Raw genomic sequence first — 26,289 nt, 5'->3', positions numbered from 1 at the left:
AAGTTTAAAGCGGTCCTGAAATTCCCTGCTTGCGGATCATAATAAAGTGTGCGGCCATCAATCCAAACAATGCGGCAGGAAGAAAGAATACATGGATCGCAAAAAACCTAGTCAGTGTTTGGGCGCCTACAATATCCGGATGCCCTGCCAGGAGTGTTTTGACTTGCGTCCCGATTAAAGGAGTGGCTTCAGCGATCTGCAGTCCAACTTTTGTGGCAAACAGAGCCTTCATATCCCAAGGAAGCAAGTAGCCTGTAAACCCAAGCCCGAGCATAACAAAAAAGATTAACACACCGACTATCCAGTTCAGTTCCCGCGGCTTTTTATACGCCCCTTGGAAAAAGACCCTTAGCGTATGTAAAAACATCATCACAATGACCAAGCTGGCGCCCCAATGGTGCATCCCCCTGACAATCTGGCCGAATGCGACTTCATTTTGCAAATAATATACCGATTCCCAAGCATTTTTAATATCAGGCACATAATACATCGTTAAAAACATCCCGGACAACACTTGGATAACGGTTACAAAAAACGTCAGTCCCCCAAAGCAGTACACAAACGCAGAGAAATGATGGGCGGGATTCACATGTTCCGGCACTTCGTGATCGGCAATATCCCTCCACATCGGTGTAATATCAAGCCGTTCATCTACCCAGTCATAAATTTTGTTCAGCATGTCACCCTTCCCCCTTAGGCTTTGCTTTTCCAAGATACAGGAAGCCGTCTTTAACTTCTTGCTCGTAATGATCAAGAGGCGCAAGCGGCGGCGTGCCCGGGACATTGGTGCCGTCTTTTTCATAGAGTCCGTAGTGGCAAGGACAGAAAAATTTATTCGGATTTTTAGGATCGCTGTTCCAGTTCACCGTACACCCCAAATGCTTACAAATTGGTGAAAGTGCTACAATCTCATCCCCATTTTTGAAAACCCAAGCTGATCTCGATTCTTCCGACTCATACCAGGCATCGACTTGATTAATTTTGAAATCAAAGCGCTGCGGCTCTTTCGTCAGCTCATCTACGCTGACAACCTGAACCATGTCCTGCTTTCCTGTCGATTTTAATACCGGGTCGAGTGCAAAGCGAACCATAGGCATGAGCATACTAGCCGCCATAAACCCCCCTACGCCTGTTAGCGTATAATTTAAAAATTGACGTCTCGATATATCATGTCTTCCGCCCATCTCTTCTCCCCCCTCAAGGTCAACCCTGCAAACTGACTAAAATAGAAAATATTTCATAACTCTAGACACCCTCATAATATATGAATCTCTCAGCAAGGTCAATATAGCCAAAATATTGTTTATGAGGAAATGTAAGTGTTTTTACGAAGCGTTCCATAACTGTAACAAAACGTTCAAAATTTCAGCTGTGCGTTCATCTAATATTTTTCTTTTTAGGGAATCATTTAAGTGCTCTAACGGTACAGAAGGCGCAACAATAATTTTCCCTAATGACTCTTCGCTTCTCCAATGATCATCAGCTGTCAGCAGTAGAACATGCTGAAAATCTGATTTGACCTCCTCCTGTAAATCTTTCAGCCCTTGAACGGTATTTTCATTTCTATCAACATATGTATAAGCAGGCAATAAATATACCCGTCCTTTTAACTGCCTTTCCAATTCTTCCGCAAGAAGCTGCGTAAATTCGCCTCTCTCTGCCGCTATTTTTAATTGGCTCCCCATTTTAATGTTAATTAATGGTATGACAGCGGTATCAATGTAATCTTTAGATTGTAAGTAGTCCTTGGCATCAGGCATTTTCCACCTCATCATCGTTCTCCCCTTTTTACGACAACAAGCCTTGCATTACGCTGCAAGGCTGGTCATGTTATGTGAGCTGATTCAATTGGCGCGATAATTGTTCAAATGCTTCTTTATCATGACGATCAAGCGCATCGTCAATGTCTTTTAATAATTTTTCTCTTTGGAATGTAGAAATGGCGTGCTCCAGGATTTGTTCAGCCAGCCCCTGATCTTTTTTGTTTTCAAACAGATCCTTCGGAATGTGAGGGTTGGACTCCAGCACCGCCGCATACTCAGGAGAACTGTAGGCTGAACGGAAATTAAGCTGGATAAACAAATCCTGCTGTTTATTTAATCTAATATCATGAAAAGATTTTTCCGCGTCGGTTGTCATGACATTCTCTTTATAAAACCGAAACGGAACTTCTTCAACACAATGTGTTGACATTATAATGCCTCTCGGGCAAAATTCTGCCTGCTCCACAAAATGAACCTTTTCCATTAAAGAATCGTGGCTCATTAAGTAGTTCAAGATCCATACGCATTCTCTGCGTTTTAGCTGATAATGGTTTAAAAACCAGCGGATAAAATCCTTTTTCTCATTGACAGAAACAGGGGTCTGCATGTAATTCCCTCCTCTATCGATCGTATAATCTATACTTATATGTTCCACATAAGCGGTTAAAATTCCTGCTTATCTCGAAAATTCATCCTCGATCCGCAAGATTATTTCTTCCAGCTCTTCATTTGCTCCGTCTATTTCGAGTACCTTTTTCAATAGCGGCAGCGCTTCTTGTTGAAGGCCTTCTTCTAATAAAAAGGTTGCGTATTCGTATAAGAAATCTCTGTCCTCACGATAGTGAAGAAAAGCAGCTTCAAAGGATTGTTTTGCTTCTTCATACTGCTCTAATTCGGTGTAAGCACTGGCCAGATACCAGTTGTATTTCGGATCTTCTTCCCCGTAGCCGCGCACCTCTTGAATCAGATCAATAATTTTCTCATAATCCTCTTCCTTATGATACACAGCAAGAAGAGTATGAAGTGCTTCGACGAAGCCAGGATCAAGAGCAAGCGCTTCCTGAAGAAGTTGTTTCCCGTCTTCTGATTTCCCGATTTTTAACGCCATCTTTGCGGCATAGAGGAAAAGCTCTTTGTTATATTCATCATATCTGATACCCTCTTTTGCTGTTTTTAATGCCTCTTCATACATCCCTTCAGCCTCATAGCTTTTTGAAAGCGGCATATAAAGTGATGAATAGGATGGATCAAGCTCTTTTAAATCGGACAGCTGTTTAATAGCCGTTTTGATCAGTCCGGCCTGTGAGGCTGTAAATCCATAGCCGAAAATTGTATTAGGGTCAGGATTCTCATCTACAGCTTTTTCATACCACGGAATGGCCTCCTCAAAATCTCCTGATGCACTTAGCGATTCTGCCAGCCTTTGGTGGACATTAACGCCTCCGATCTCACTCTGCTCCCCAGCCGTTCTTTTAAAATATTGAACAGCTTTTGCATAGGCTCCTTGCGTAAAGTAAAGCTCGCCTAACGCAAAATCAATGATTGGTTCATTTTCAAGAATAGACTTTGCCTGTAAAAGCTTTTGCTCACTTACTTCGAACAGCCCCTGCATCTGATAAAGATCAGCCATGAGCAGCAGGCTTTCCGGATATGATGGGTCTGATTCCGGGATCGTTTCCAGCACAGCCAGCGCTTTTTCTTCTTCGTCAATATCTATTAAAAGTTCAGCATAAAAATTCGTCAGTTCTGTTTCATTCGGGTATAGATCATGCAAATCACTGATCAGTGAGATCGCTTTCTCTACATTTCCCCACTCGTAATAAAGCTGTGCTGCGATGGCTTTATCTTCATCATGTAGCTGTTTTTCGGCCTTCGAGAGGGTGTTGAGTCCCTTTTCTGTTTCTCCTGCTTCAACTAATTTTATGGCTTCTTGAATTAATGTATTCAAATCGGACCGGTCCTTTCTTTTCCTAACAACATCAACCATACATAAAAGTCTTATTTGTTCAGGGGTTAATCCTATCATAATTCAGGTGAAAAGCCCTCGGCAAATAAGATGCTTACACTGTACGTCAAGGAATTTCTGAGTCTTATTAGTTTATCAAAAGATCCTGCGATAGCAAATAAAAAAAGGAAGATAGCCCTCTATTACAGTAAAGCAGCCCTTGACCTGCCGACTTGTAAGTAAAGCCCCCTCCCTCTTTTGAATTTTTATATTCCTCTATAAGACAGGCTATGTTTTTTTCCTTCAGTTTATGACTGATAAACAACTCGCACAACAAATCCTGAAGCATAAACTTCAGGATTTGTTTGAAAGCTTATTTAAATGATCAAAAAAGTTTGGATATGACACATGTATGGCGTCGGTCTGTCCGATCTCAATCGGCTCTTCTGTTAAACAGGAAGCTATACCCAGCATCATGCCGATCCGATGATCTCCATGACTGGATACTTTCGCGCCGCCTTTTAGAGTTTGTTTGCCGTATACCTTCATCCCGTCTTCGGTCGGTTCAATCTCAGCACCGAGCTTTCGAAGCTCTGAAACAACTGTGTCGATACGGTTCGTTTCTTTCACTTTAAGCTCTGCGGCATCCTTAATGACTGTTGTTCCATCCGCCTGAGTCGCTAGGAGCGCAATGATAGGTATCTCATCAATCAAGCGCGGAATAATATCTCCGCCAATTTCAACCGCTTTAAGAGATGACGTTTCAATGATCAAATCTCCATAGGACTCTGCGCTTTCGTCAACAGATGGTATAATTTCAAGCTTTGCCCCCATGTTTTGAAGCACGTCGATGATACCGGTCCGAGTCGGATTTAACCCAACGTTTTTCAGTATAATTCTGCTGTTTGGAATCATTGCGCCAGCTGCAAGGAAAAACGCCGCTGAAGAAATATCTCCGGGAACAAAAATATCTGCAGCCGTAAGCTGCTGGCCGCCTTTTATGGAAACACTTGTCTTGTCCTCTGCCAGTTTCACTCCGAAAGCAGACAGCATCCGTTCAGTATGATCTCTGGATTTATGAGGCTCGGTGACGGTGGTAGTCCCCTCAGCCTGCAACCCGGCAAGCAAAACAGCTGATTTAATTTGCGCGCTTGCCACAGGTGATACATAGTCAATGCCTTTTAATGTACCGCCGCTTACTGATAGCGGTGTGAATTCTCCGCCGGCTCTGCCGTCAATTTTAGCGCCCATTTGTTTCAGGGGCTCTGTTACACGTTTCATTGGACGCTTCGCAATGCTTTCATCCCCAGCTACCGCGCTGTAAAAAGGACGGCCCGCAAGGATCCCGAGCATCAGACGAATCGTTGTGCCTGAATTACCGACGTCTAACAGGCTTTCTGGCTCACGCAGGGAATCAATCCCTTTCCCGTGAATGACTACATCACTGCCGTTACGCTCAATTTGAACACCCATCTTCCTAAAGCAATCGATGGTGCTCAGACAGTCCGCACCCGGCAGAAAATTTTTAACAGTTGTTGTGCCTTTCGCAAGCGCACCAAACATAACAGAGCGGTGAGAAATGGATTTATCACCGGGTATATGTATTTCTCCGTTTAACGCCTGTACCTTTTCTCTTTTCATTGTTCTCCACCTCAATCAGCATAAAAAGTTTCATATTCCGCCCGGGCTTCTATGCACTGTTCGGCCCGTTTGCGGTCATCATCGGATTGAAAACTGATCCTTAAAATCCCGTTAATATCTTCTCTCGTTTCAATTATGCGGATATTCGTTATACTGATGCGTTCCGCAGCAAGTATAGCCGTTATCTCAGAAATTACACCAGGATGATCCGGCACGTCTACGTATAAATCATAAAATGCCGGTATTGCGCCCTTCTGCCGGAGAGGCAGTCCGTCACGGTAGTCCTTTGCCGTTTTAAAATAATTGAATAGTTTTTCCGCATCCCCATGCTCTACATATGTCCGGATCGTTTCAATTTCACGAGTCCACTCATCAAAACGATCTAAAATCTTATCTTTATTATGTAAAAGTATATCACGCCACATTGCAGGACTGCTTGATGCAATCCGGGTAATATCCCGAAAACCGCCGGCTGCAAACCGCTTTACAAGCGGATATAGCTCTTCCGAGTGATGGGTCTGATGCACAAGACTGGCTGCAACAATATGCGGAAAATGACTGATCACGCTCGTAACGCCATCATGCTCTTCAGGCGACATTTCTACAAATTGGGCATTCGTCCCTTGCAGCAAATGTTTTAACTGATCGACTGCTTGTCTGGCCGTTTTATGGCCTGGGGTTAAAATATAAAACGCATTTTCAAACAAAAATTCCTTTGCGGCAGCAACTCCTGATTTATGCGAGCCTGCCATCGGATGCCCTCCGACAAATTGGTAGCCGGCAGGCAGCACTTGATCGGCGTAATGAACCACTTTTTGCTTTGTGCTTCCTACGTCAGTAATCAAAAGCGGATGCTTAATTCCTGAATGAGCCAGTTCATCAAGCATAAGCAGCGTTTGCGCAACGGGTGTGGCGATAATAATGGTTGCAGCTTTTTTCGCGCCGTCAATAAACGAATCAGCACTCTCATCTATCACACCTAATTTTAAAGCAGCCACCACCTGCTCATCTGAAATGTCGACCCCAATAATGCGTTTTTCCGGATGTTTTTTTTTGATGGCTAACGCAATAGAACCGCCTATCAATCCGAGACCGGCGAACAATATTGTATCTTTGATTTGATTCATTCGTCATCACCTGATTCATAGACTAAAGAGGTGATACTTGATCACCTCTTATAAAATTTCAGCTAAAGTTGCGAGAATTTCCTCGTTTTGCTCTTTCGTCCCGATCGTAATCCGGAGTGAAGTCGGGAATCCTAATGCATTTCCTGATCGGACTATATAACCTTTTTGCAGCAATGCCTGAAACAATTCATCAGACGGGCGGTTAAAGTCTATTAAAACAAAGTTTGTCTGTGAAGGGTAGCACTTTAATCCGTGGGTTTTCGCAAAATCATAATACTGCTGAAGGCCTGCTTGATTTTTCTCGGTGCAAGAGGCGATAAATTCTTGATCATCAAGCGCTGCAATCGCTGCTGCCTGCCCAAGACGGCTGGTGTTAAATGGTTCTCTGGCCGGCTCTATTTGGCGGATCAATTTTTCGTCAGCAATGCCGTATCCAACTCTAAGCGCCGCCAGACCGTAAGCCTTTGAAAACGTGCGCAATATCATAAGATTGGGATACGTATTCAAAAGCGGTATGCTTTCCGGGTAATCCTCAGCTGTTACATATTCATAATATGCTTCGTCAAGAACAACGAGGACACGAGAAGGAACACGCTCCAGAAATGAAATCAATTCTCCTTCAGCTGTATAAGTGCCAGTCGGATTGTTCGGGCTGCAAATCCAAACAACTTGAGTCTGTTCGTCAATCGCTTCAAGCATCCCGTCTAAATCATGAGAGCCGTCAGCACGAAGGGCGATTTCACGAACTTCAGCACCTTCAATCACCGCATTATGCTTATATTGCGGAAAAGTCGGGGCTGCTGCAATCGTGTTTGTTTTGTCGTTTAAAAAAGCCCGGCATAAAATTTGGATGATTTCATCTGAACCATTGCCGAAAATAAGTGATGTTTCGCTGACATTGAGGTGCTCACTAAGCCTTGTCCGCAAAGCGGCGCTATATCCATCAGGATATAACGCAAGCTGTTGAATTTCATGATGAAGCGCCTCTTTTGCAGCTTCCGAACAGCCATACGGATTTTCGTTTGATGCAAGCTTCACGACTTTATCCAAACCATATTCAGCTTTTACTGCTTCAATTGGTTTACCCGGCTGATAAGGCTTCAGTTGTTTTAAATGTTCTTTGATACGCAAATCCAGTCACCTCATTTTAAACTGTACAAACCGCCAAACATCTTCGCGTAATCTTCAAACTCCTGCACTGCACGATCTCTCGTCTCAATGCTGATGAGCCGATCCTTTAATTCTTCTATTTTTTTGACGAGCGCACTTCCAACTACGACACCGTCACAGATTTCATTCATCTTGACCACCTGCTCGCGGCTGGAAATACCAAACCCTACAGCAACCGGCACAGAGCTGAAATTCTTCACTGTCCGGATAAATGGATAAGCTGATGAATTGAACTCATTTCGGACACCGGTCACACCTAACGAAGATACACAGTAGACGAAGCCCTCGGCTTGTTCAATAATGGTTTTCAAACGGCTTTCGCTTGTCGGTGCAACTAAAGAAATATACGTTACCTCGTGGGTTTTGCATTCCGCTTGAAGGCTGGCGCTTTCTTCTAAAGGCAGATCCGGAACAAGCAGGCCGTCTATATGATTTTCCCGCAGTAAAGCGAAAAAGTATTCTTTGTTCAATTGTAACACAGGATTATAATACGTAAAGAGGATAATAGGAATATTGACGCCACTTTTTTTCATTTTTCCGCCTAATTCAATCGCCTTTACAATATTCATCCCATTATCAAGCGCCCGTTTTGAAGCTCGCTGAATCACCGGGCCGTCTGCCAGCGGATCTGAGTATGCTACACCAATCTCAAGTGCCGTGGCTCCTGCTTTTTGGAGAGACTTAGCCAGTTCGATTGAAACTTCTGGCAACGGATCACCTGCTGTAATAAACGGGATAAACAGTTTTTTCGACTGGTCCTGGTCTATGTTAAACATCCGCTTTCACCTCATCTTCCAATACGTTCATTAATGTGTTGACATCCTTATCTCCTCTTCCTGATAAACAGACGAGGATAGTTTGATCACGGTCCATCTCTTTTGCGATTTTGAATGCCTTCGCTAATGCATGAGCAGATTCGATCGCTGGTAAGATACCTTCTTTTTCTGACAATAGTTTTAACGCATCTACTGCTTCTTCATCAGTTATGCTATCGTATGTGACACGGCCGCTTTTATGCAAATAGGCGTGCTCCGGACCAATTCCCGGATAGTCAAGCCCTGCTGAAATTGAATAAGGTTCAATAATTTGACCGTACCCGTCTTGAATGAGGTAAGTGAGCGAACCGTGAATCACGCCTATGGTTCCTTTCGTAATGGTAGCGGCATGAAGCGGGGTATCAATTCCTTTCCCTGCCGCTTCAGCACCGATCAGTTCAACATCTTCATCTAAAAATGCCTGAAACATGCCTATCGCATTACTTCCGCCGCCTACGCAGGCAACGACTTTATCAGGCAGCGTTCCCTCAATATTTTGCAGCTGATCCTTCGCTTCCTCTCCGATCATTTTTTGAAATTCCCTGACAATTTGCGGATAAGGGTGTGGTCCGACAACCGAACCGATCATGTAAAAATGATCCTGACAATGCTGAACCCAATAGCGGATGGCCTCATTTGTCGCATCCTTCAGTGTCCCGTTTCCGCTTGTAACCGGCACAACCTCTGCTCCAAGAAGCTTCATTCGGAATACGTTCAGAGACTGGCGGGCGACATCCTCCTCACCCATAAATACAATGCAGGAAAAACCAAACTTTGCAGCAACTGTCGCGGCGGCTACCCCGTGCTGCCCGGCACCTGTTTCTGCAATGATTTTCGCTTTGCCCATTTTTTTCGCAAGCAACGCCTGGCCTAAAGCATTGTTGATTTTATGAGAACCTGTATGGTTTAAATCTTCTCTTTTCAAATAAATTTTAGCGCCGCCTAAATGCTCTGTGACTCGATCGGCATATGTTAATGCGGTCGGCCTGCCGGAATATTCCGCTAACAGCTTATGATATTCTTCCCGAAAAGCGGGATCATCCTTTATTTCCTTAAATGCTTTTTCAATTTCTTCTAACGGCTGCATAAGAGTTTCCGGAACAAATTTCCCGCCAAAATCGCCGTATCTGCCTATTTCATTTGGATATGGATACATACTGTTTCATCCTTTCTTCTAAGAGCCTAATCAGTTTGACATCTTTTTGTCCGTTCTTTTCTATTCCGCTGGCAAGATCGACTCCGCCCGGTTTCCATTTCAATAAGTCTGCGATTGTGTCGGGATTCACACCGCCTGCGATGAAGCACCGTTTCCCCGTTTGTTCAGCTTTCTGCTGATATTCCGGCACACACTCCCAAGCAAAAGCCACTCCAGTCCCGCCTCTTGCACCTTTTACAGATGAGTCAATCAAAAAACCGTCTACACAATCGATAAAGCGGTCCATATCCTGAATTGCTGTGCAGTTATGATGGAGCGCCTTCCATATTTCACAATGTGTCAGGAGGCGAAGGGCTTCAGCATCCTTCGGTGTCTCATCACCGTGAAGCTGGATGACGTCTAGTTGCAATTCGTATGCTATATGGGCAATCGTTCCCATCGTTTCATTCACAAAAACGCCGACAATCTGTTTTCCGGTGCGAACCTGGCTCAGCCACTTTTTCACATCTGCAGTGGAAACTTTTCGTTTACTGTCAGCAAAAATAAAGCCCAGATAATCTGCCTGTGAATCCGCTGCAAGCCGCAGATCCTGCAGTGACCGTATACCGCAATACTTTAATGCCGGTTTTTTCATTTCTTCACTCCCCATACAAAGCATGGATTGCTTTTTGCTGTGAATGTTGTCTCATCAATGACTCACCAATCAGAACAGCTCGGGCTCCATGTTCCTTGACAAATGTTAAATGTTCTAAAGTACCAATGCCGCTTTCACTGACAAGCAAGCATTCTTTCGGAACGAGGGATGCAATCTGTTTCGTCTGTTCGAGTGAAGTTTCAAACGTTTTTAAGTTTCGATTATTAATACCGAGAATATCTGGGGTGAATACCTTTACTATTTGTTCAAGCGTCGTTTGATCATGAACCTCAACTAACACGTCCATTTCCTTTACCTTTGCTTCGAGATACAACTCGTGAAGCTGTAGGGGATCAAGCACCTCGCCGATTAACAATATGGCATCTGCTCCGATTCTCTTTGATTCCTCCACTTGAATAGAATCAATAATAAAATCTTTTCTTAGCACAGGAATCGAAACAGCGCGCTTTACGTCTGATAAATACCTGTTTTTCCCTTGAAAAAACGGAAAGTCAGTTAAAACAGAAAGCGCGTCTGCCTGCGCAGCTTCATAGTCTCTCGCAATCCGTTCCGGAACAAAATCTTCTTTAATGAGCCCTTTTGACGGCGACGCTTTTTTGACTTCAGCAATCAATCCGATAAAACGGTTCGCGTCTGCCAGCGCCTCTTTAAAAGACCGTTTTTCAAAAGGCTGTTCTTCTGGCAGGATAAGAGTTTTGACTTCTTCTTTTTTTTGATTGATGATGTTTTCAAGCATAGATCTCTTCCTCTTTCTGTTTCAGTCTGTCGAGCTGCGCTGCGGCACCTCCGCTTGTAATCGTTTCTAACGCAAGCTCCGTTCCTTCTTTCAGTGTTTCGGCAATACCCGCCGTGTATATCGCAGCGCCGGCATTAAAGGCTGTAATATATAAAGCTGATTGGTTGCTTTTATTTTCAAAAATATTCTGAATCAAATGAGCGCTTTCTTTCGGTGACTGGACCTGTATATCTTCAAGTCTGCCAATTTTGAAGCCGAACTCTTCGGGTGAAACTGTATATTCCCGGCGTTCTCCATCCTTTATTTCAATCACATCGGTCGGTGATGTAACCGAAAGCTCATCTAAACCGTCACGGCTTGCTGCGAATAGTACATGCTTTGGCTGAAACATTTCCAGTGCGCTTGCCATCAATCCCGCTTTTTCAGCAGAATAGACACCGATCACCTGACGCTTCGCCTGCAAAGGATTGCTGAGCGGTCCGAGCAGATTAAAAATCGTTCTGAATCCTAGCTCTTTCCTTGTGCCCGCTACATGTTTCATGGACGAATGATAAAGCGGCGCAAAGAGAAATCCCATGTTATTTGTTTCAATGCTGACTCTGACTTCTTCAGGTGTGGTTTGGATTGGAATCCCAAGCTCTTCAAGAACGTCGGCGCTTCCGCTTTTAGAAGATACGGAGCGATTGCCGTGCTTAGCAATTTTAGCTCCTGCTGCTGAAGCAACGATTGCCGATGCCGTTGAAATGTTAAAGGTAGAGATGCCGTCACCGCCTGTTCCGCATGTGTCAACCACATCAGGAAGTCCGTCTACCGTAAGGGCATGTGTCCGCATGGCCTTCACAAAGCCCGCCAGTTCTTCTGCAGTTTCGCCCCGATGAGCCAGGATTGACAATATACCGCCCATTTCAGAAGCAGTCATTTCTGCTGTCATCATCATATTCATAAGCGCTTCTGCTTCAACCGCAGTAAGTGTCTTTCCGTCAACGCACGTTTGCAGAAATTGGTTCATCCGCTTCATCCCCCTTGCTACGAAACATGTCTTCAGCAATATGAATTGTTTTCAGCAGCGCGCCCGCTTTGCTGCAGCTTTCCTCATATTCGGCTTCCGGCACAGAATCAGCAACAATACCTGCTCCAGCCTGTATCGATGCCACGCCGTTTTTCACGCTCATGGTGCGGATCGTAATACAGGAGTCGATATTCCCGTCAAATCCGATGTAGGCGATGCAGCCGCCGTATGTCTCCCTCGGTGTCGGCTCCAATTCATTTAAAAGCTGCATGGCACGGATTTTTGGGGCCCCGGTTAAAGTTCCCGCGGGAAAAGCCGACATTAGCGCATCGACAGGGTGAACGCCCTCTTTCAGCCTTCCTGTGACGACTGAAATGATGTGCATGACATGTGAAAATGAAACGATCTTTGTGAACTCCGGCACAGCAACCGATCCATACTCCGCCACTCTGCCGATATCGTTTCGAGCTAGATCAACGAGCATATAATGCTCTGCTTTTTCTTTCTCATCTTTCATGAGCTCAATTTTGAGTTTTTCATCTTCCTCTTTGTCTGCGCCTCTTTTTCTTGTTCCGGCAATCGGATGGATTTCCAAATGCCCGTCTTGAACGTGGATTAACCGTTCTGGAGAGCTGCCGACAATCTCTCTGTCCGGGAGTTTTATATAGTACATATAGGGCGAGGGATTGACGATTCGCAGCACTCTGTACAATTCGAAGGAATCTGCTGTTATCGGAATCTCAAATTTTTGTGACAGAACACCTTGAAAGATGTCGCCTGCTTTTATATATTCTTTGATCTTTTCTACATCTGCCATAAACGCTGTTTTTTCGTAGTTTGAAGATACTGTATCGAAACTAGGTGTCTTATATGATTCAGATGAAAGAAACAGTTCTTGGATGTTTTTTTGATCCATCATCTTATCAATGAGGCCTTGGAGCTCTCGATGATTTTTATTGAACACAGCAATTTTTTCAGCTTCAGTTTCTTGTCCATTCAATCTGGCATACTGAATAAAGTGGACGTTTTTTGTTTCATGATCATAAGCGATTAATGTGCTGCAAACAAACAGCATACACTTTTCAAATTCCGTTTCCTTTCTGTGGCGAGGAACAGAAGGTTCAATTATGGGAATCATATCATAGCTTAAATACCCGACAGCTCCGCCGACAAAGGGAATGGCAAGCTCTGGCGTTTTGATTTTGTATGCTGCAGTCATCCAATCCAGGACCTCTTTCAATTCTTTTCCATTGTAAAGGGATCTGCCATTCTCATCTTGAGCAGTAAAATCATTTTGCTGTTCTTTGATCGTGAGAAATGGCTGAAGGCCGATGAACGAATATCTGGACCAATTTGATGTGTCATCCTTGCTTTCTAGAAGGTAAGTGATCTTCCTGTCCAGCTGCTCGATCATTTGGATAGGTGTTAGTGTGTCAACTGTGAATGTCTCCACAATCGGTATGGTGCGGTAGGACATGCTGTCCTCTAAAAATGCAGAAATGTTTGATTGGAAATTCATTGCTCTCACTCCTTATGGCAAGGAGAATGAGAAGAAGGCATGAGAGGAAAAATCAAGATATAACAAATAAAACCCAAAAGAAAGGCTTCTTTTGGGTAGAATAAACATACATGTCTCAGCTCAACTAGACTCATTCTCTGCTACCCTATTCTCTAACTCAACTCATTCACTAAGCTTTATACACACTCTTGTGTATTTCTAAGCTGTTCTTATCGTATTACAATTCATTATTTTTTGTCAATGATAAATCGGGTCTTAATACGACCGCTTTTTCCAAATAGACATGTCTGATTTGATTCTGAGGAACATCAGTCTGAACAGTCATCATGACCCTTATACATTTTTTCAGCCCGCCAGTAACATCCATTTCCTGCATGCATGTCACCGGTACATACTGCCAGCCAGAAAGCTCGCGCACAGCTTTTGCCGGAAAAACAGAGTGCAGGTCAGGTGTCGCCGATAGAAGCATTTGAACAACATCTTCAGGCTTTGTTTGGTTTTCTTCTATCATTTTCTCTAACAGCTGTTTGGTTTTTTGTAAAATTTCTTCTTCAGTGTCCTGTTCTACTGTAGTTGCTCCGCGAATTCCACGAATCATCATGATGTCTCCTCCATTCGCCATTTGTTCAGCCAGCTCTCAAGTTCATCTCTCGAAAACGTATGGTCGGCGACTTTTCCTAACTCTTTGAGAACGATGAATTGGATCATACCGCCGCGGGTTTTTTTATCATTCATCATACGGTCTAATAGCACGGAAGTTGCCGTTTCTTTTTTTATGCGGCTTGGATAGCCCAGGTTCTTAAACCAGCTGACTAAACGATTTCTGTCCATTTCACAGCCGGCTTCCTGTTCACTTATATATAAAGCAAACTGCATACCGAGTGCTACCGCATCCCCGTGGGTGATCTGTCCGTAGCCATACTCCGCCTCAACTGCGTGGCCAAGCGTATGCCCAAAGTTAAGAAAGGCTCTGATTCCTTCTTCCTTTTCATCCTGCTGAACGACAGACGCTTTAATCGAAATGCCTTTAAAAATCATATCATTCAGTTGCTCGCTGGTCATATCGTTCAGTGAGTGAATGTCCAGCAGGTCTTTCAGGAATGCTCTGTCATAAATAAAAGCATGTTTAATCACCTCTGCCATCCCAGACCGAAGCTCTTTTTCCGGAAGGGAACGGAGGAAGTCCGTATCGTAGAGCACGGCTTTTGGCTGATAAAATGCGCCGATCATATTTTTCCCAAGCGGATGGTTTACCGCTACTTTTCCTCCGACCGCGCTGTCATGCGCCAAAAGCGTTGTAGGCATTTGAATGAAATCAATGCCGCGCATAAATGTGGCAGCCACAAATCCAGCAAGATCTCCTACAACACCGCCTCCAAAAGCGATGATGCATGAGGAGCGATCCATATGAAATCGAATCGCTTCACTCTGCAGTTTCGTATACATATCCATTGATTTCGCCTGCTCTCCGCTCGGCACCGTCACTTTTTTGACAGGCCATTTTTCTTCCAGCAGATGAAGCATTTCATCACCGTACAGGCGATCCACTTCTTCATCGGTAACAAGCATAATGCGTGTGAATGGCCTGTTTAGCGAGTTTAATAGTTCGCAAGCCTTTTTTCTGATTCCTTGTCCGATAAATACAGGATACGAAGAGGAAGCGGTTTGAACATGCAGTGTTCTCATTAAAATTCCCTCGACAGTTTTCTCATATTCTCCACGTTTTCTCTAATGCGGTCAATTTGGTCAAGACCGAATTGTTCAACAACAGCGTTGGCAATTTCCCATGCAACAGCAGCTTCCGCCACTACACTTGCCGCTGGCACTGCGCAGCTGTCTGAACGTTCAATGCTTGCAGAAAACGGTTCTTTCGTTTCAATATCCACACTTTTCAGCGGTTTATATAATGTCGGAATCGGCTTCATGACTCCGCGGACAACGATTGGCATTCCTGTCGTCATGCCGCCTTCCAATCCGCCAAGTCTGTTCGTAGCACGAGTATATCCTTTTTCTTCGTCCCAAATGATCTCGTCATGAACCTCGCTTCCATTTCTCCCGGCCGCTTCAAAACCGATGCCGAATTCCACACCTTTAAATGCATTAATAGATAGTACTGCCGCAGCAAGCTTGCTGTCCAGTTTACGGTCATAATGAACATAGCTGCCCACGCCCACCGGCATTCCTTCAACAATCACTTCCACAATTCCGCCGATGGAATCTCCGTTTGCCTTCGCTTCGTCAATGGCATCCATCATTTTTTTGCCTGCTTCTTCATCGTAGCATCTGACAGGAGACTCTTCAGTCACACGCTTCAAGTCATCAATTGAAGTATATTCCGTTTTTTCAGCCTTAACTGCCCCGATCTGTAATACGTGGCCCGCTACCTTAATGCCAAGTTCAGAAAGGATCTTTTTAGCGACAGCGCCTGCTGCCACTCTTACGGTCGTTTCACGTGCTGAAGAGCGCTCAAGCACATTTCTCATATCACGGTGGTTATATTTAATCGCACCGTTTAAATCAGCGTGTCCCGGTCTAGGTCTGGAAATTTGGCGTTTCATTTCCTTTTCTTCTTCTTCAGTAATCGGAGCCGCACCCATAATTTTAGTCCAGTGTTTCCAATCGTTATTTTCTACCACAAGAGCAATTGGTGAACCAAGTGTGCGGGCATGGCGCACCCCGCTCATAATTTTCGCCTGGTCCTTTTCGATCTGCATGCGGCGTCCGCGGCCATGGCCTTTCTGGCGTCTGGCAAGCTCAAAGTTGATATCTTCCTCAGTTATGTAAAGCCCCGCAGGCACACCTTCAATAATAGTTGTCAATTGGGGGCCGTGTGATTCACCGGCTGTTAAATATCTCATGACTTCTTCTCCCTTCATCGCATTAACGCTTTTAAGTAAAACTACTATAACATATTTTTCGGTAAAAAGTCAGTCTATCTTTTTTGATAAAAGAATGTATCCGCGGGAGAAAGACCGAATTTCTCAGGATTAAAAATCTGCTCTGTGCTGCCGACAAAGAGAACCCCATTCTTTTTTAAGCTATGTGCCATTTTTAAGTACAGCTCTTCCTTTGCGCTTTCTGTAAAATAAATAAAAACATTGCGGCACACAATTAAATCAAAGTCTTGCTCGTAGCGATCCGCAAGCAAATTATGTTTTTGAAACCTAATGTTCTTCTTTATGTCATGTTTCACTTCATAGCTCTTATCAGTGTTTTGAATAAAATAACGATCCTTCACAGAAGACGGCACTTCTTGCAAAGACCGCTCCTGATACACGCCTTTTTTCGCTTTTTCCAATGCTTTATCATCTATATCAGTGGCCAAAATCTGATAGCCCGGGAGCCCTTTCTGCTGATCTAAAATCATTGCGAGCGTATACGGCTCCTCCCCTGTAGAGCATGCCGCGCTCCATATTTTTAAAGGCTGCGAATGTTTGATTAAAGGCAAAATAGCCGTTTCAAGAACTTCCCATCTTTTATAATTACGATAAAATTCTGAAACATTAATCGTCATTCTGTCTAACGTTTCATTTAAAAGCACTTGATCCTTTTCTAATGCCGCTGCAAAATCCTTAAAGCTTTGAAAACCTTTTTTCTCATAAAGGGATGTCAGCCTTCTCTTCATTTGCGCTTCTTTGTATAAAGTTAAATCAACTCCGGTTAATTGCTTCCATTTGGTTGTAAATACGCTGTATGTATCCATCTCTTCTCTCCTAGTCTCGCTGTCTTTTGTCCTAGTATAGCTTGTTTTATCAGGAAATTGTATTGTTTCAAATAAAAAAATCAGCTTTTCAGCTGATTTCAGATAATTGGTAAAGACATGGTTGGCCCCATGCCGTTTAGCTATATATTCAAGTCAATGTAAACCTTTACAAAAAAGCCGAAACCAGCGGTATGTATATGCCAGTTTCGGCTTTTTCAGCAATGATTAATAGATCCAGCCTGTCATGAGTTGTTGATATGATACTAACTCTTCATCCGTAAAGAAAATATGAATCTCACGCTCAGCGCTTTCAAGAGAATCAGAGCCGTGGATAATATTTTTTCCGACAAACATGCCGAAATCCCCGCGAATGGTGCCTGGCAATGCTTCTTTAGGGTTTGTTTTTCCAATCAGCTGCCTGGTCACTTCAACGACATTTTCGCCTTCCCACACCATCGCAAAAACAGGTCCGGAAGTAATAAACTCAACAAGTTCTCCAAAGAAAGGCTTCCCTTGATGTTCAGCGTAGTGTTTCTCAGCCATTTGTTCCGTTACTCTCATCAGCTTTGCGCCAGCTAGTTGTAAGCCCTTACGTTCGAATCTAGATAAAATCTCCCCGATCAGCTGCCGTTGGACACCGTCCGGTTTCACCATGATAAAAGTCTTTTCCATCACATTCTCCACCCCATCATATGTATGTATAGGCTTTCACATTGCACACCGAAATCGTAACATCTTTCAGATAATTAATCAATCCGGGGCGGAGAAATTTCTTAATATCTACAAAAATTTAAAATTTTCTTTTGCCGATATATTTTGCGATGGCTGCAAGAGAAGAACGCGCACGCCCTCTCGGAAGCGTGTTAAGCTTTTGGAAAGCTTTTTGCAAATACATCTCGCTTACTGCCATTGATGCTTCAATTGCATCTGTTTTTTTGATTCCTTCAATAATAGGCGCAAGCTGTTCTTGTGTCGTCTCGCTGTTAATTAACTTAAGCTGATTCTTTAAAGCTGGGTTTTTTAATGCATATAGGACAGGCAATGTAACATTTCCTTGAAGCAAATCGCCTCCAACCGGTTTACCCAGTTCTTCTTCAGTTGAAGTAAAATCAAGAATATCATCAATGATTTGATAAGACATCCCGACATAATATCCAAACCAGTAGAGCGCCTTATGAATCTTTTCTTCAGCTCCGGACGCAATAGCCCCTAGCTGGCAGCTGACAGCGATAAGAAGCGCAGTTTTTCTTTTTATGCGCCGCAGGTATGTTCTGAGATTTTGTTCCATGTTGTATTTGTCTTTGATTTGTTCAATCTCTCCAAGACACACTTCAACAATGGTCTGCGACAAAATCCGGTGAGCTTTCGGCTCATTAATTCTCGTCATCATTTCAAGAGACCCGGCAAGCATATAATCGCCTGTATACATCGCAATCCGGTTATCCCATTTTGCTTTGATCGTCGGCTTTCCTCTGCGAAGCTCCGCATCGTCAATAACATCATCATGAACCAACGATGCCATATGAATCATTTCCAGAGTGACAGCCACATATTTAATCTTATTGATATCGTAATCGCCAAACATGCCGGAAAGCAGAACGAAGACAGGCCGAATCCGTTTGCCTCCTGCCTGCAATAGATGAAGACCCGCCTCGCTCAAAAGCGGATAATCGGAGCGTACGGTTTGTTCAAGCTCCCTTTCAATTACATCAATATCGTCATTTAAAAAAGAGTAGGCCATTTTAAATTTCATATCATTCACCCAACATCTGTGTTTTCATTTCCATCCGATATGCGTGGCAGCGACTCCGCCAGTAAACGAATGATATTTGACATTTTTCAGACCCGCCTCTTCAAACAGGCCTGCCAGTTCCTTCATACCAGGGAATTCTCTGGCTGACTCTTGGAGCCATGAATATTCTTTATAGCTTTTTGCAAACAGCTTCCCGAAAAACGGCATAATATACTTAAAGTACATAAAATAAGCCTGTTTAAATCCAAGCATTTCAGGCTGTGAGGTTTCCAGGCATACCACTTGTCCGCCAGGCTTCACCACACGTCTCATTTCTTTCAGTACAGTCAAATAATCAGGTACATTACGCAGTCCGAAACCAATTGTTACATAATCAAATGTATTATCATCAAAAGGGAGCTCCATTGCATTTCCGTGCAGCAGTTCGATTTGACTGAAACCGCCGTCTTTTACTTTCTGTTTGCCGACGCTCAGCATGTTTTCGCTGAAATCCAAACCCTTTATCTCACCGGTTTTACCGGCTGCTTTTGCAAGAGCAATCGTCCAGTCGGCTGTTCCGCAGCAAACATCGAGAGCTTTGGCGCCTTCTTTGACACCCATAATGCGCATTGTTTTATCACGCCATTTTTTGTGCTGCTGAAAACTGATGACAGAGTTCATTTGGTCGTAGTTTTTATATATTTTTTCAAATACTCCGTGTACCCGCTGTTCTTTTGAGTCCTGCATAATGGTTACCCTTCTTCCACTTTCTGATGATAAGTTTGATCTTGGCTGATTGTTTTCAGGCGGTTTAATAAAATATGTTGAATAGGTGAGCTTAGAGGTAGAAGTGACTCAATGCTGTTCTTTGCTTTTTTAAGACACTCTTCCAGCATCTCTTCTTTTGTTTTCCCCAGCTGTATAACACTGCCGAGCACATCTAAAAATGTATCATTTCCGTTCATAAGCCGCTTATATACAAAAAAATCACTCGATAGCTTCTTCCAGCGCGGGAGATTGAAATGTTCAGACACCCGATGGAATAAAGCAGATTCAACGATGCCGACACTTTCAAAAAAATGGTGTTCGTCTTTTATGGATCGATCATACAGACGAATTTTATGTTCATTGATTTCTTTAATTGCTGTAGCGAGCGTTCTAATCATATAGATATCCTTCATTTCAGAGAGTAATGAATAGTACAGTCCGCTGAAATAATCGCCTGCAAGAACAGTCAATTGGCGGTTCTTGTTTTCGTCTCGTTTTATGACTCTGGCTGTCGTTACTTCATCATGGGTATCAAGGGCGCTTTGTACAAGCATCGCTGTTACAATATAGTTTTCTCTGTCATTGTGTTTTATGTCGGCTTCCTCAAATAATGCATGAAAAAGAAGAAGCTTATCCTCATCAATCTTAGGCGCAGAAATATGCTTCGCTAAATAGGGATGAGACAGCTTTTGTTTTATTTTCGTGTTTAGATTGGCTAAAGTTCCGTAGATGTCTTGCAAAAATATCACCCTTGTCCCCGAATTCACATTTATTTCTAAATCATATGTATGAGTTTTATTTTGTCATAAGATTACGCAGGTATCATTATAGCATAAAAAAAACAAATTGGCTGTATCCGCCCGCTGTTTGAGAGCATTTGCTTTGAAAACAGCGGGGACAGCCAGCTTATTTTTTTTCGCTTTTCATTTCTCCGTATGCGGTTTGAATGAGCGCCTCTCCTCTGACTTTAATGGCAGAAGTATGCTCTGTAAACTGAGCAATGATCACTTCTCCCTTGTCGAGTTTTTCGGAATGATGAAACTTAGTGTCCGTTCCCCTTGTCAGGCCGATCACATTCACTCCATCCTCAATTGCTTTAATGACGACAAAATCGCTTGAATGCTTTTCGTTCATTTATAGCACCCTCTATCTTTATTAGTCCTGGCGTTTAATATGTTCCAATACTTCTGAACGTGCAGCAGCATCATCTTTGAAAATGCCTCTGACAGCTGAAGTGACTGTTTTGGCGCCCGGCTTTCTTACGCCCCGCATTGTCATGCACATATGTTCCGCTTCAACAACAACCATTACGCCATGTGGATCAAGCGTTTCTACGATGCTTTCTGCAATTGTAGAAGTGATGCGCTCCTGAAGCTGCGGGCGCTTTGCAACTGCCTCAACGGCACGCGCCAATTTGCTGAGCCCTGTGACTTTTCCGCCCCGCGGTATATATGCAACATGTGCTTTTCCGTAAAAAGGAACAAGGTGATGCTCACACATAGAATGAAACGCGATATCTTTTACAAGAACAAGCTCTTCATGGTCTTCCCCGAAGATAGTCTGGAAATGTTCTTTAGGATCTTCATTCAAGCCGGAGAATACTTCGGCATACATCTTTGCGACTCGTTTCGGAGTGTCTAGAAGCCCTTCTCTGTTTGGGTCCTCTCCGATCGCTTCTAAAATTTGACGAACCGCTTGTTCGATTTGTTCTTTATTAACTTCTTTCATGTTCTGTGTCCTCCACCAATGAATACATTTAATTTCGATTCTAGCACATATGCCCCGCTAAAAGCAAAGTGAATGCACACGCTCCTAAAAAATGAAAAGCCCCTTAAGAAGGGGCTTTTCTGTGAAGAAATATAGTGTATGTAAGCTAGATGCATACACGATCTATATTCACAATTATTTTCCGGCAACTGCGTCTTTAAGCGCTTTACCTGGTTTGAAAGCAGGTACTTTGCTTGCTGGAATTTCGATTTCTTCACCTGTTTGAGGGTTGCGTCCTTTACGTGCAGAACGTTCACGCACCTCGAAGTTACCAAAACCGATCAGTTGGATTTTATCACCGTTTTTAAGTGCATCTAAGATCGTATCAAAAACAGAGTCAACTGCTTTTGTCGCGTCTTTTTTAGACAATTCGCTTGCTTCCGCAACCGCATTAATAAGTTCTGTTTTGTTCATGCCTTTCACCTCCTCCCAAAAGGAATACTCAGTTCGTTTATTATCATTTCTTCACAGTTCAGTCTGATTCTAAACCTGCCTGAGAAAAAAATCAGACAAGCAAGAGAAAGACAATTAAACGGCTTTTAAGAAAAACTGCACTCCAAGGAAGGTTTGTCCATCAGAGTGAAGAATTTCTGTATGTAGAGTAACACATATAAAAAGCCATATCAAGCATTTTAAAGCGTCAATCCCTTGCTCGTCAAGGATTTAACGTGATTTACCGAACAAATATTCCTTTTTTTCCTTTTTTCATCCTATTCCTTGATCCTTTTCCAATATTAAGAGCAAAGAAAAAAGACCTCCTATTCTATAAAGAGGTCTTCCCGCATTACAGGATAATGGCGATTAAGCCGCCTGATCCTTCGTTTATGATTCTTTCTAATGTTTCTTTTAATTTGTATCGTGCGTTTTCAGGCATCAGTGACAGCTTTGCCTGAATCCCTTCTCTCACAATAGAGCTGAGTGATCTACCAAAAATGTCAGAGTTCCAAATTGAAAGCGGATCATCCTCAAAGTCCTGCATTAAGTAGCGTACCAGTTCCTCGCTTTGTTTTTCAGTTCCGATAATCGGCGCGAATTCGCTTTCGACATCCACTTTGATCATATGGATTGACGGTGCGACAGCCTTCAATCTCACGCCAAACCTGGAGCCTTGCCGTATAATTTCCGGCTCATCCAGACTCATGTCAGTTAAAGCAGGCGCTGCAATGCCGTATCCCGTCTGTTTGACCATTTTTAAGGCGTCAGACACCTGGTCATATTCCGTTTTCGCATGGGCAAAATCCTGCATCAACTCAAGCAAGTGGTCTCTGCCCCTGATTTCAACGCCTACCACTTCTTTTAAGATTTGATCATATAAATGGTCCGGCGCATACAAATCAATTTCTGCAACCCCTTGGCCGAGCTCAATCCCTGCTAATCCGGCACTTTCAATGAACTCAAACTCGCTGAATTGACCGACAACCCTGTCGACATCACGGAGCCGTTTTATATCCTTAACAGTTTCTTTTACTGACTCCTGATAGCTCTCGCGAAGCCAATGGTTTTCTTTCAGCACCATGACCCAGCTTGGGAGATTGACATTTACTTCAAGCACCGGAAACTCATAAAGAGCCTCTCTGAGAACATTGAGTACATCGTTTTCCCGCATACTCTCTACACTCATTGCCAAAACAGGGATATCGTATTTCTCGCTTAAATCCTGGCGCATCGCCTCTGTTTCCGGGTGATACGGTTTTACTGAGTTAATGACCATAATAAAGGGTTTTCCGACTTCTTTCAGCTCTTCAATGACTCTTTCTTCTGCCTCTATATAGTCACTTCTAGCGATATCACCAATCGTGCCGTCTGTCGTAATGACCACTCCGATGGTCGAATGCTCTTGAATCACCTTCCGCGTTCCGATTTCAGCAGCCTCATGGAACGGGATTGGTTCTTCGTACCAAGGCGTATTAATCATCCGCGGGCCGTTTTCATCCTCGTATCCTTTTGCACCCGGCACTGTGTAGCCTACACAATCTACTAATCTTATATTGACATCGAGTCCGTCTGATACATGAACAGACATCGCCTGATTCGGAACAAACTTAGGCTCTGTAGTCATAATCGTTTTTCCGGCTGCGCTTTGCGGCAGTTCATCCTGCGCACGTGCCCGGTCTGCTTCATTGCTGATATTCGGGAGCACCACAAGCTCCATAAATTTCTTAATAAACGTGGATTTCCCTGTACGGACAGCACCAACGACTCCTAAGTATATATCGCCTCCTGTTCGTTCAGCGATATCCTTGAAAATATCGACCTTTTCCAAGTGATCCCCTCCCGGACTTCCTATCCTTATCAATTTTATTAACCTTTTTCAATCAAACACAGGACACTATATGTGTATGACGTTGTCCTATTTCAATATGACATCTTTAGAAAATTTTCCATCCTTAATCTATTAAAGTATAAGAAAACCTTTCTCCCTATTTGTATGCAAGGGAGAAAGGTTCATTCCTTTTTTATATCATTTTCTAAAAAAACAGGTTCTTGTTTGTCATTAACGGTATATTTCACTGAAAATGCGGGGACGAAAGGCGTCTCTTCCCATATCATGTCCTGTATTTCCGTGCCGGGTTTAAACGTTTTTTTGCTTTTTTTGAGACAGGAAACGAGCTCTGTCCGATAGTCAGCATAAATTTCTCCGTCTCCGTCAATCATAAGCGGCAGGGAATTTCCTGAGATTGGGCTTGTGACAGAAAGAGAGTCAGCCTCCCCTAGTTTTTTCCCATCAAGTGTAAACAAGTCCCGCGCTAATACATCCTGATATGGCGGATATTTATGTTCTTGGCGGTACATTTGAACGCGCAATTTGATATCACGTATTTTTTCCGCCATCTTTACATCAATCAGTTTAACAGTCGGATTGTCCTCTACATCGACAAGCACGTATTGATAGTCTCCGCCGCTTTCATATGCCGTGCTTGGAGGTTCGGCCATATATCTCGGCGCTAAACGGTTAAAATCTATCGGATATTTTTGATAAAGCGGTGTAGACATATCTTTTGTTTGAATCGGTAGCAGTCCTCCGTTTGCCTTTTGAAATTCATCAACGGCAGATTGAACCAGCTTTAATTGGTCCTGATATGGAATGGCTTGTACACTGCTTTTCCGCTCATGTGGATATAAACATCCTGATAAGAAAATCACTGCTACAAAAATCATAGCGCACTTCAGTTTAACCATACAGCACTTCCTTTTACAGCTTTATTCATTAACAGGGCCGCTGAATACCACCACAAATACAATAATCCCTGAAATCAATACACACATGTAAGCAAACGATGAAACCGCAATCTTCAGAAAACGGTTTTGGCATTTAAAACGGCTTAAATAGATGCATGCTACGGCCAAAAACATCAGCCCCATGGAACCAAGAGCAAACCACATCTTGATCAATGCCAGACTCAAATAAATCGTGCCCCCTCCGACATTTGTTTTGTAAGCGTTATATTTTATTTTAATATACAGGGCTTGAAAAGATCAACCAGATTTTCCATCCTTTGATAGAATAAAAAAACTGAAGCAAAGAGGGGGACTTTGCTTCAGTCAAGTTGACTATATTCACCTACGTTTAAGAAACACTCTCTTGGACTTCGATGCTATAGTATGCGACGTTGCATACAGATGCATCCTCTCTTGCCTAAATCGGCAAAATGTTTCAGGAGATCCCAAGGTCTGGGTATTCTTCTGTGTTTCGGGCTTTCGTGCAATTAGAATATGCGGACTTTTATTCCGTTGCCACTTTTATTTTACTTGGTTATCAAATGTATTCACCAAGTCCTCCATCTCGTGGGTTTTCCCTCTCGCCATTAAGGATTCAACAGCGGTTTCTACCTTTTGTCCATTAAATAGGACTTCATGGAGGGCTTCTGTAATCGGCATTTGCACCTGATATTTTTCTGAAAGCTGGTAAGCCGCTTTTGTCGTGCGCACTCCCTCAACGACCATTCCCATTTCTTCAAGAACGTCCTCAAGCTTGTACCCTTTTCCGAGTAAATTGCCGGCACGCCAGTTTCTGGAGTGAACACTTGTGCACGTAACAATCAGGTCGCCGACACCTGTCAAACCGGAAAACGTTAGCGGATTCCCGCCCATTTTTGTGCCGAGTCTCGCAATTTCAGCAAGACCACGCGTAATCAAAGCAGCCTTGGCATTATCGCCGTATCCTAAGCCGTCTGTGATGCCAGCAGCAAGGGCGATAATATTTTTTAGGGCGCCTCCGATTTCTACACCGATAATATCAGGATTTGTGTACACCCGAAAATTGTGATTTATAAATAGATCCTGCACCTCTTCTGCAGCCTGCATGCTCTTTGAAGAGGAAGTGACGGTTGTCGGATGCCGGAGTCCCACTTCTTCAGCATGGCTCGGCCCGGAGAGCACAACAATGTCCTTTCTGACATCACTCGGGAGCTCAATTTCCATAATTTCAGAAATGCGCAGGAGTGAATCCGGCTCTATCCCCTTACTCACATGAACAAAGACTGCTTTTTTGGTCATAAAAGGCACTGCCTGTCTCAACACTTCCCGAATCGCTTTGGTTGGAACAGCAACTATGATGAAATCTGCGTCTGAAACAGCCTCCCCGATTTCCGTTGTTGCCTGAATCGATTCAGGAAGCTTGACATCCGGCAAATAATCCTTATTTTCGTGCAGATCATTTATTTGTTGGATCAGCTCCCCACGATGCCCCCACATTCTCACATCATGGTTGTTATCAGCTAACACTAAAGCCAGTGCCGTTCCCCAGCTTCCCGCTCCAAGCATTGTGACTCTTTTCATATTT

Annotated in this window: 29 protein-coding genes; all 29 read right to left on the bottom strand. The window is 43.4% G+C overall.

Features of this window, described 5'->3' with window-relative positions; genetic code table 11:
• Positions 1-4: 4 nt before the first annotated feature.
• Complete coding sequence (qcrB, locus tag V6D42_RS03960; protein WP_003225560.1) at positions 5-679, bottom strand: menaquinol-cytochrome c reductase cytochrome b subunit; 675 nt, start codon at positions 677-679, stop codon at positions 5-7.
• 1 nt (position 680) lies between these two features.
• Positions 681-1,184, bottom strand: a complete 504-nt coding sequence (locus V6D42_RS03955; protein ID WP_010334725.1) for a ubiquinol-cytochrome c reductase iron-sulfur subunit — start codon at positions 1,182-1,184, stop codon at positions 681-683.
• 141 nt (positions 1,185-1,325) lie between these two features.
• Positions 1,326-1,772, bottom strand: a complete 447-nt coding sequence (locus V6D42_RS03950; protein ID WP_333512426.1) for a YpiF family protein — start codon at positions 1,770-1,772, stop codon at positions 1,326-1,328.
• A gap of 58 nt (positions 1,773-1,830) precedes the next feature.
• Entirely contained in the window at positions 1,831-2,370 is a 540-nt protein-coding gene (locus V6D42_RS03945) for a ReoY family proteolytic degradation factor (RefSeq protein WP_003225551.1), read from the bottom strand.
• Between the two features lie 69 nt (positions 2,371-2,439).
• The gene (locus V6D42_RS03940; RefSeq protein WP_333512425.1) at positions 2,440-3,711 is read right to left on the bottom strand and encodes a tetratricopeptide repeat protein; all 1,272 of its coding nucleotides are present in this window, start codon (positions 3,709-3,711) and stop codon (positions 2,440-2,442) included.
• A gap of 351 nt (positions 3,712-4,062) precedes the next feature.
• A complete protein-coding gene (gene aroA / locus V6D42_RS03935) occupies positions 4,063-5,349 on the bottom strand; it encodes a 3-phosphoshikimate 1-carboxyvinyltransferase (RefSeq protein WP_333512424.1) in 1,287 nt (428 codons plus the stop codon).
• 11 nt (positions 5,350-5,360) lie between these two features.
• Positions 5,361-6,476 carry a prephenate dehydrogenase gene (locus V6D42_RS03930; RefSeq protein WP_333512423.1) on the bottom strand — a complete coding sequence of 372 codons (1,116 nt, stop codon included), beginning with the start codon at positions 6,474-6,476 and terminating at the stop codon, positions 5,361-5,363.
• Between the two features lie 48 nt (positions 6,477-6,524).
• Positions 6,525-7,607, bottom strand: coding sequence for a histidinol-phosphate transaminase (gene hisC / locus V6D42_RS03925; protein ID WP_333512422.1), 1,083 nt, complete (start codon positions 7,605-7,607; stop codon positions 6,525-6,527).
• 11 nt (positions 7,608-7,618) lie between these two features.
• The gene (gene trpA, locus V6D42_RS03920) at positions 7,619-8,422 is read right to left on the bottom strand and encodes a tryptophan synthase subunit alpha (protein WP_333512421.1); all 804 of its coding nucleotides are present in this window, start codon (positions 8,420-8,422) and stop codon (positions 7,619-7,621) included.
• Positions 8,415-9,617 carry a tryptophan synthase subunit beta gene (gene trpB, locus V6D42_RS03915; protein ID WP_333512420.1) on the bottom strand — a complete coding sequence of 401 codons (1,203 nt, stop codon included), beginning with the start codon at positions 9,615-9,617 and terminating at the stop codon, positions 8,415-8,417. Before trpB ends, trpA begins: the two co-directional genes overlap by 8 nt.
• Positions 9,598-10,251, bottom strand: a complete 654-nt coding sequence (locus V6D42_RS03910) for a phosphoribosylanthranilate isomerase (RefSeq protein WP_333512419.1) — start codon at positions 10,249-10,251, stop codon at positions 9,598-9,600. Before V6D42_RS03910 ends, trpB begins: the two co-directional genes overlap by 20 nt.
• 4 nt (positions 10,252-10,255) lie before the next feature.
• Positions 10,256-11,008, bottom strand: a complete 753-nt coding sequence (gene trpC, locus V6D42_RS03905) for an indole-3-glycerol phosphate synthase TrpC (protein ID WP_333512418.1) — start codon at positions 11,006-11,008, stop codon at positions 10,256-10,258.
• Positions 11,001-12,017 (bottom strand): anthranilate phosphoribosyltransferase, encoded by a 1,017-nt coding sequence (trpD, locus tag V6D42_RS03900; RefSeq protein ID WP_333512417.1) that lies wholly within the window; start codon positions 12,015-12,017, stop codon positions 11,001-11,003. The genes trpC and trpD overlap by 8 nt, the downstream gene beginning before the upstream one ends.
• Positions 11,989-13,536, bottom strand: a complete 1,548-nt coding sequence (trpE, locus tag V6D42_RS03895) for an anthranilate synthase component I (protein WP_333512416.1) — start codon at positions 13,534-13,536, stop codon at positions 11,989-11,991. Before trpE ends, trpD begins: the two co-directional genes overlap by 29 nt.
• Before the next feature lie 217 nt (positions 13,537-13,753).
• Positions 13,754-14,137 (bottom strand): chorismate mutase, encoded by a 384-nt coding sequence (gene aroH, locus V6D42_RS03890; RefSeq protein ID WP_333512415.1) that lies wholly within the window; start codon positions 14,135-14,137, stop codon positions 13,754-13,756.
• Positions 14,134-15,222, bottom strand: coding sequence for a 3-dehydroquinate synthase (gene aroB / locus V6D42_RS03885; RefSeq protein ID WP_333512414.1), 1,089 nt, complete (start codon positions 15,220-15,222; stop codon positions 14,134-14,136). Before aroB ends, aroH begins: the two co-directional genes overlap by 4 nt.
• On the bottom strand, positions 15,222-16,394 hold the full coding sequence (aroC, locus tag V6D42_RS03880; RefSeq protein WP_168748133.1) for a chorismate synthase: 1,173 nt from the start codon (positions 16,392-16,394) through the stop codon (positions 15,222-15,224). Before aroC ends, aroB begins: the two co-directional genes overlap by 1 nt.
• Positions 16,395-16,468: 74 nt before the next feature.
• On the bottom strand, positions 16,469-17,239 hold the full coding sequence (cheR, locus tag V6D42_RS03875; RefSeq protein ID WP_333512413.1) for a protein-glutamate O-methyltransferase CheR: 771 nt from the start codon (positions 17,237-17,239) through the stop codon (positions 16,469-16,471).
• Between the two features lie 225 nt (positions 17,240-17,464).
• Entirely contained in the window at positions 17,465-17,914 is a 450-nt protein-coding gene (gene ndk, locus V6D42_RS03870) for a nucleoside-diphosphate kinase (protein WP_333512412.1), read from the bottom strand.
• A 115-nt stretch (positions 17,915-18,029) separates the two neighbouring features.
• Positions 18,030-18,992 carry a heptaprenyl diphosphate synthase component II gene (gene hepT, locus V6D42_RS03865; RefSeq protein ID WP_333512411.1) on the bottom strand — a complete coding sequence of 321 codons (963 nt, stop codon included), beginning with the start codon at positions 18,990-18,992 and terminating at the stop codon, positions 18,030-18,032.
• A 24-nt stretch (positions 18,993-19,016) separates the two neighbouring features.
• Positions 19,017-19,718, bottom strand: coding sequence for a demethylmenaquinone methyltransferase (gene menG / locus V6D42_RS03860; RefSeq protein ID WP_333512410.1), 702 nt, complete (start codon positions 19,716-19,718; stop codon positions 19,017-19,019).
• Between the two features lie 5 nt (positions 19,719-19,723).
• Positions 19,724-20,479 (bottom strand): heptaprenyl diphosphate synthase component 1, encoded by a 756-nt coding sequence (gene hepS, locus V6D42_RS03855; protein ID WP_168748135.1) that lies wholly within the window; start codon positions 20,477-20,479, stop codon positions 19,724-19,726.
• Positions 20,480-20,645: 166 nt separating this feature from the next.
• A complete protein-coding gene (gene mtrB, locus V6D42_RS03850) occupies positions 20,646-20,873 on the bottom strand; it encodes a trp RNA-binding attenuation protein MtrB (RefSeq protein WP_024121871.1) in 228 nt (75 codons plus the stop codon).
• 21 nt (positions 20,874-20,894) lie between these two features.
• On the bottom strand, positions 20,895-21,467 hold the full coding sequence (folE, locus tag V6D42_RS03845) for a GTP cyclohydrolase I FolE (RefSeq protein ID WP_010334745.1): 573 nt from the start codon (positions 21,465-21,467) through the stop codon (positions 20,895-20,897).
• A 174-nt stretch (positions 21,468-21,641) separates the two neighbouring features.
• Positions 21,642-21,920, bottom strand: coding sequence for a non-specific DNA-binding protein Hbs (gene hbs / locus V6D42_RS03840; protein ID WP_003153447.1), 279 nt, complete (start codon positions 21,918-21,920; stop codon positions 21,642-21,644).
• A gap of 370 nt (positions 21,921-22,290) precedes the next feature.
• Positions 22,291-23,769 carry a stage IV sporulation protein A gene (gene spoIVA / locus V6D42_RS03835; protein ID WP_010334746.1) on the bottom strand — a complete coding sequence of 493 codons (1,479 nt, stop codon included), beginning with the start codon at positions 23,767-23,769 and terminating at the stop codon, positions 22,291-22,293.
• Between the two features lie 182 nt (positions 23,770-23,951).
• Positions 23,952-24,686 carry a hypothetical protein gene (locus V6D42_RS03830; protein WP_333512409.1) on the bottom strand — a complete coding sequence of 245 codons (735 nt, stop codon included), beginning with the start codon at positions 24,684-24,686 and terminating at the stop codon, positions 23,952-23,954.
• Positions 24,687-24,707: 21 nt separating this feature from the next.
• Positions 24,708-24,911 (bottom strand): DUF2768 domain-containing protein, encoded by a 204-nt coding sequence (locus V6D42_RS03825; protein WP_333512408.1) that lies wholly within the window; start codon positions 24,909-24,911, stop codon positions 24,708-24,710.
• Positions 24,912-25,247: 336 nt separating this feature from the next.
• Positions 25,248-26,285 (bottom strand): NAD(P)H-dependent glycerol-3-phosphate dehydrogenase, encoded by a 1,038-nt coding sequence (locus tag V6D42_RS03820; protein ID WP_333512407.1) that lies wholly within the window; start codon positions 26,283-26,285, stop codon positions 25,248-25,250.
• Positions 26,286-26,289: the final 4 nt, after the last annotated feature.

The sequence above is a fragment of the Bacillus sp. 0909A genome (genome assembly GCF_036765115.1).
GTDB classification, from domain to species: Bacteria; Bacillota; Bacilli; order Bacillales; family Bacillaceae; genus Bacillus; species Bacillus mojavensis.
This window is presented reverse-complemented; position numbering and strand designations above follow the sequence as displayed.

Bases quoted from the DNA above. Each gene is read 5' to 3' on its own strand.
- aroB (WP_333512414.1), bottom strand. From the start codon at position 15,222: ATGAGAACACTGCATGTTCAAACCGCTTCCTCTTCGTATCCTGTATTT.
- menG (WP_333512410.1), bottom strand. From the start codon at position 19,718: ATGCAGGACTCAAAAGAACAGCGGGTACACGGAGTATTTGAAAAAATA.
- trpB (WP_333512420.1), bottom strand. From the start codon at position 9,617: ATGTATCCATATCCAAATGAAATAGGCAGATACGGCGATTTTGGCGGG.
- V6D42_RS03950 (WP_333512426.1), bottom strand. From the start codon at position 1,772: ATGAGGTGGAAAATGCCTGATGCCAAGGACTACTTACAATCTAAAGAT.
- V6D42_RS03955 (WP_010334725.1), bottom strand. From the start codon at position 1,184: ATGGGCGGAAGACATGATATATCGAGACGTCAATTTTTAAATTATACG.
- aroC (WP_168748133.1), bottom strand. From the start codon at position 16,394: ATGAGATATTTAACAGCCGGTGAATCACACGGCCCCCAATTGACAACT.
- V6D42_RS03910 (WP_333512419.1), bottom strand. From the start codon at position 10,251: ATGAAAAAACCGGCATTAAAGTATTGCGGTATACGGTCACTGCAGGAT.
- hepT (WP_333512411.1), bottom strand. From the start codon at position 18,992: ATGAAATTTAAAATGGCCTACTCTTTTTTAAATGACGATATTGATGTA.
- trpE (WP_333512416.1), bottom strand. From the start codon at position 13,536: ATGAATTTCCAATCAAACATTTCTGCATTTTTAGAGGACAGCATGTCC.
- aroH (WP_333512415.1), bottom strand. From the start codon at position 14,137: ATGATGATTCGTGGAATTCGCGGAGCAACTACAGTAGAACAGGACACT.
- mtrB (WP_024121871.1), bottom strand. From the start codon at position 20,873: ATGAACGAAAAGCATTCAAGCGATTTTGTCGTCATTAAAGCAATTGAG.
- trpC (WP_333512418.1), bottom strand. From the start codon at position 11,008: ATGCTTGAAAACATCATCAATCAAAAAAAAGAAGAAGTCAAAACTCTT.
- qcrB (WP_003225560.1), bottom strand. From the start codon at position 679: ATGCTGAACAAAATTTATGACTGGGTAGATGAACGGCTTGATATTACA.
- folE (WP_010334745.1), bottom strand. From the start codon at position 21,467: ATGAAAGAAGTTAATAAAGAACAAATCGAACAAGCGGTTCGTCAAATT.
- V6D42_RS03945 (WP_003225551.1), bottom strand. From the start codon at position 2,370: ATGCAGACCCCTGTTTCTGTCAATGAGAAAAAGGATTTTATCCGCTGG.
- hbs (WP_003153447.1), bottom strand. From the start codon at position 21,920: ATGAACAAAACAGAACTTATTAATGCGGTTGCGGAAGCAAGCGAATTG.
- aroA (WP_333512424.1), bottom strand. From the start codon at position 5,349: ATGAAAAGAGAAAAGGTACAGGCGTTAAACGGAGAAATACATATACCC.
- V6D42_RS03830 (WP_333512409.1), bottom strand. From the start codon at position 24,686: ATGGTTAAACTGAAGTGCGCTATGATTTTTGTAGCAGTGATTTTCTTA.
- cheR (WP_333512413.1), bottom strand. From the start codon at position 17,239: ATGGATACATACAGCGTATTTACAACCAAATGGAAGCAATTAACCGGA.
- V6D42_RS03820 (WP_333512407.1), bottom strand. From the start codon at position 26,285: ATGAAAAGAGTCACAATGCTTGGAGCGGGAAGCTGGGGAACGGCACTG.
- trpA (WP_333512421.1), bottom strand. From the start codon at position 8,422: ATGTTTAACATAGACCAGGACCAGTCGAAAAAACTGTTTATCCCGTTT.
- trpD (WP_333512417.1), bottom strand. From the start codon at position 12,017: ATGAACCAATTTCTGCAAACGTGCGTTGACGGAAAGACACTTACTGCG.
- V6D42_RS03930 (WP_333512423.1), bottom strand. From the start codon at position 6,476: ATGAATCAAATCAAAGATACAATATTGTTCGCCGGTCTCGGATTGATA.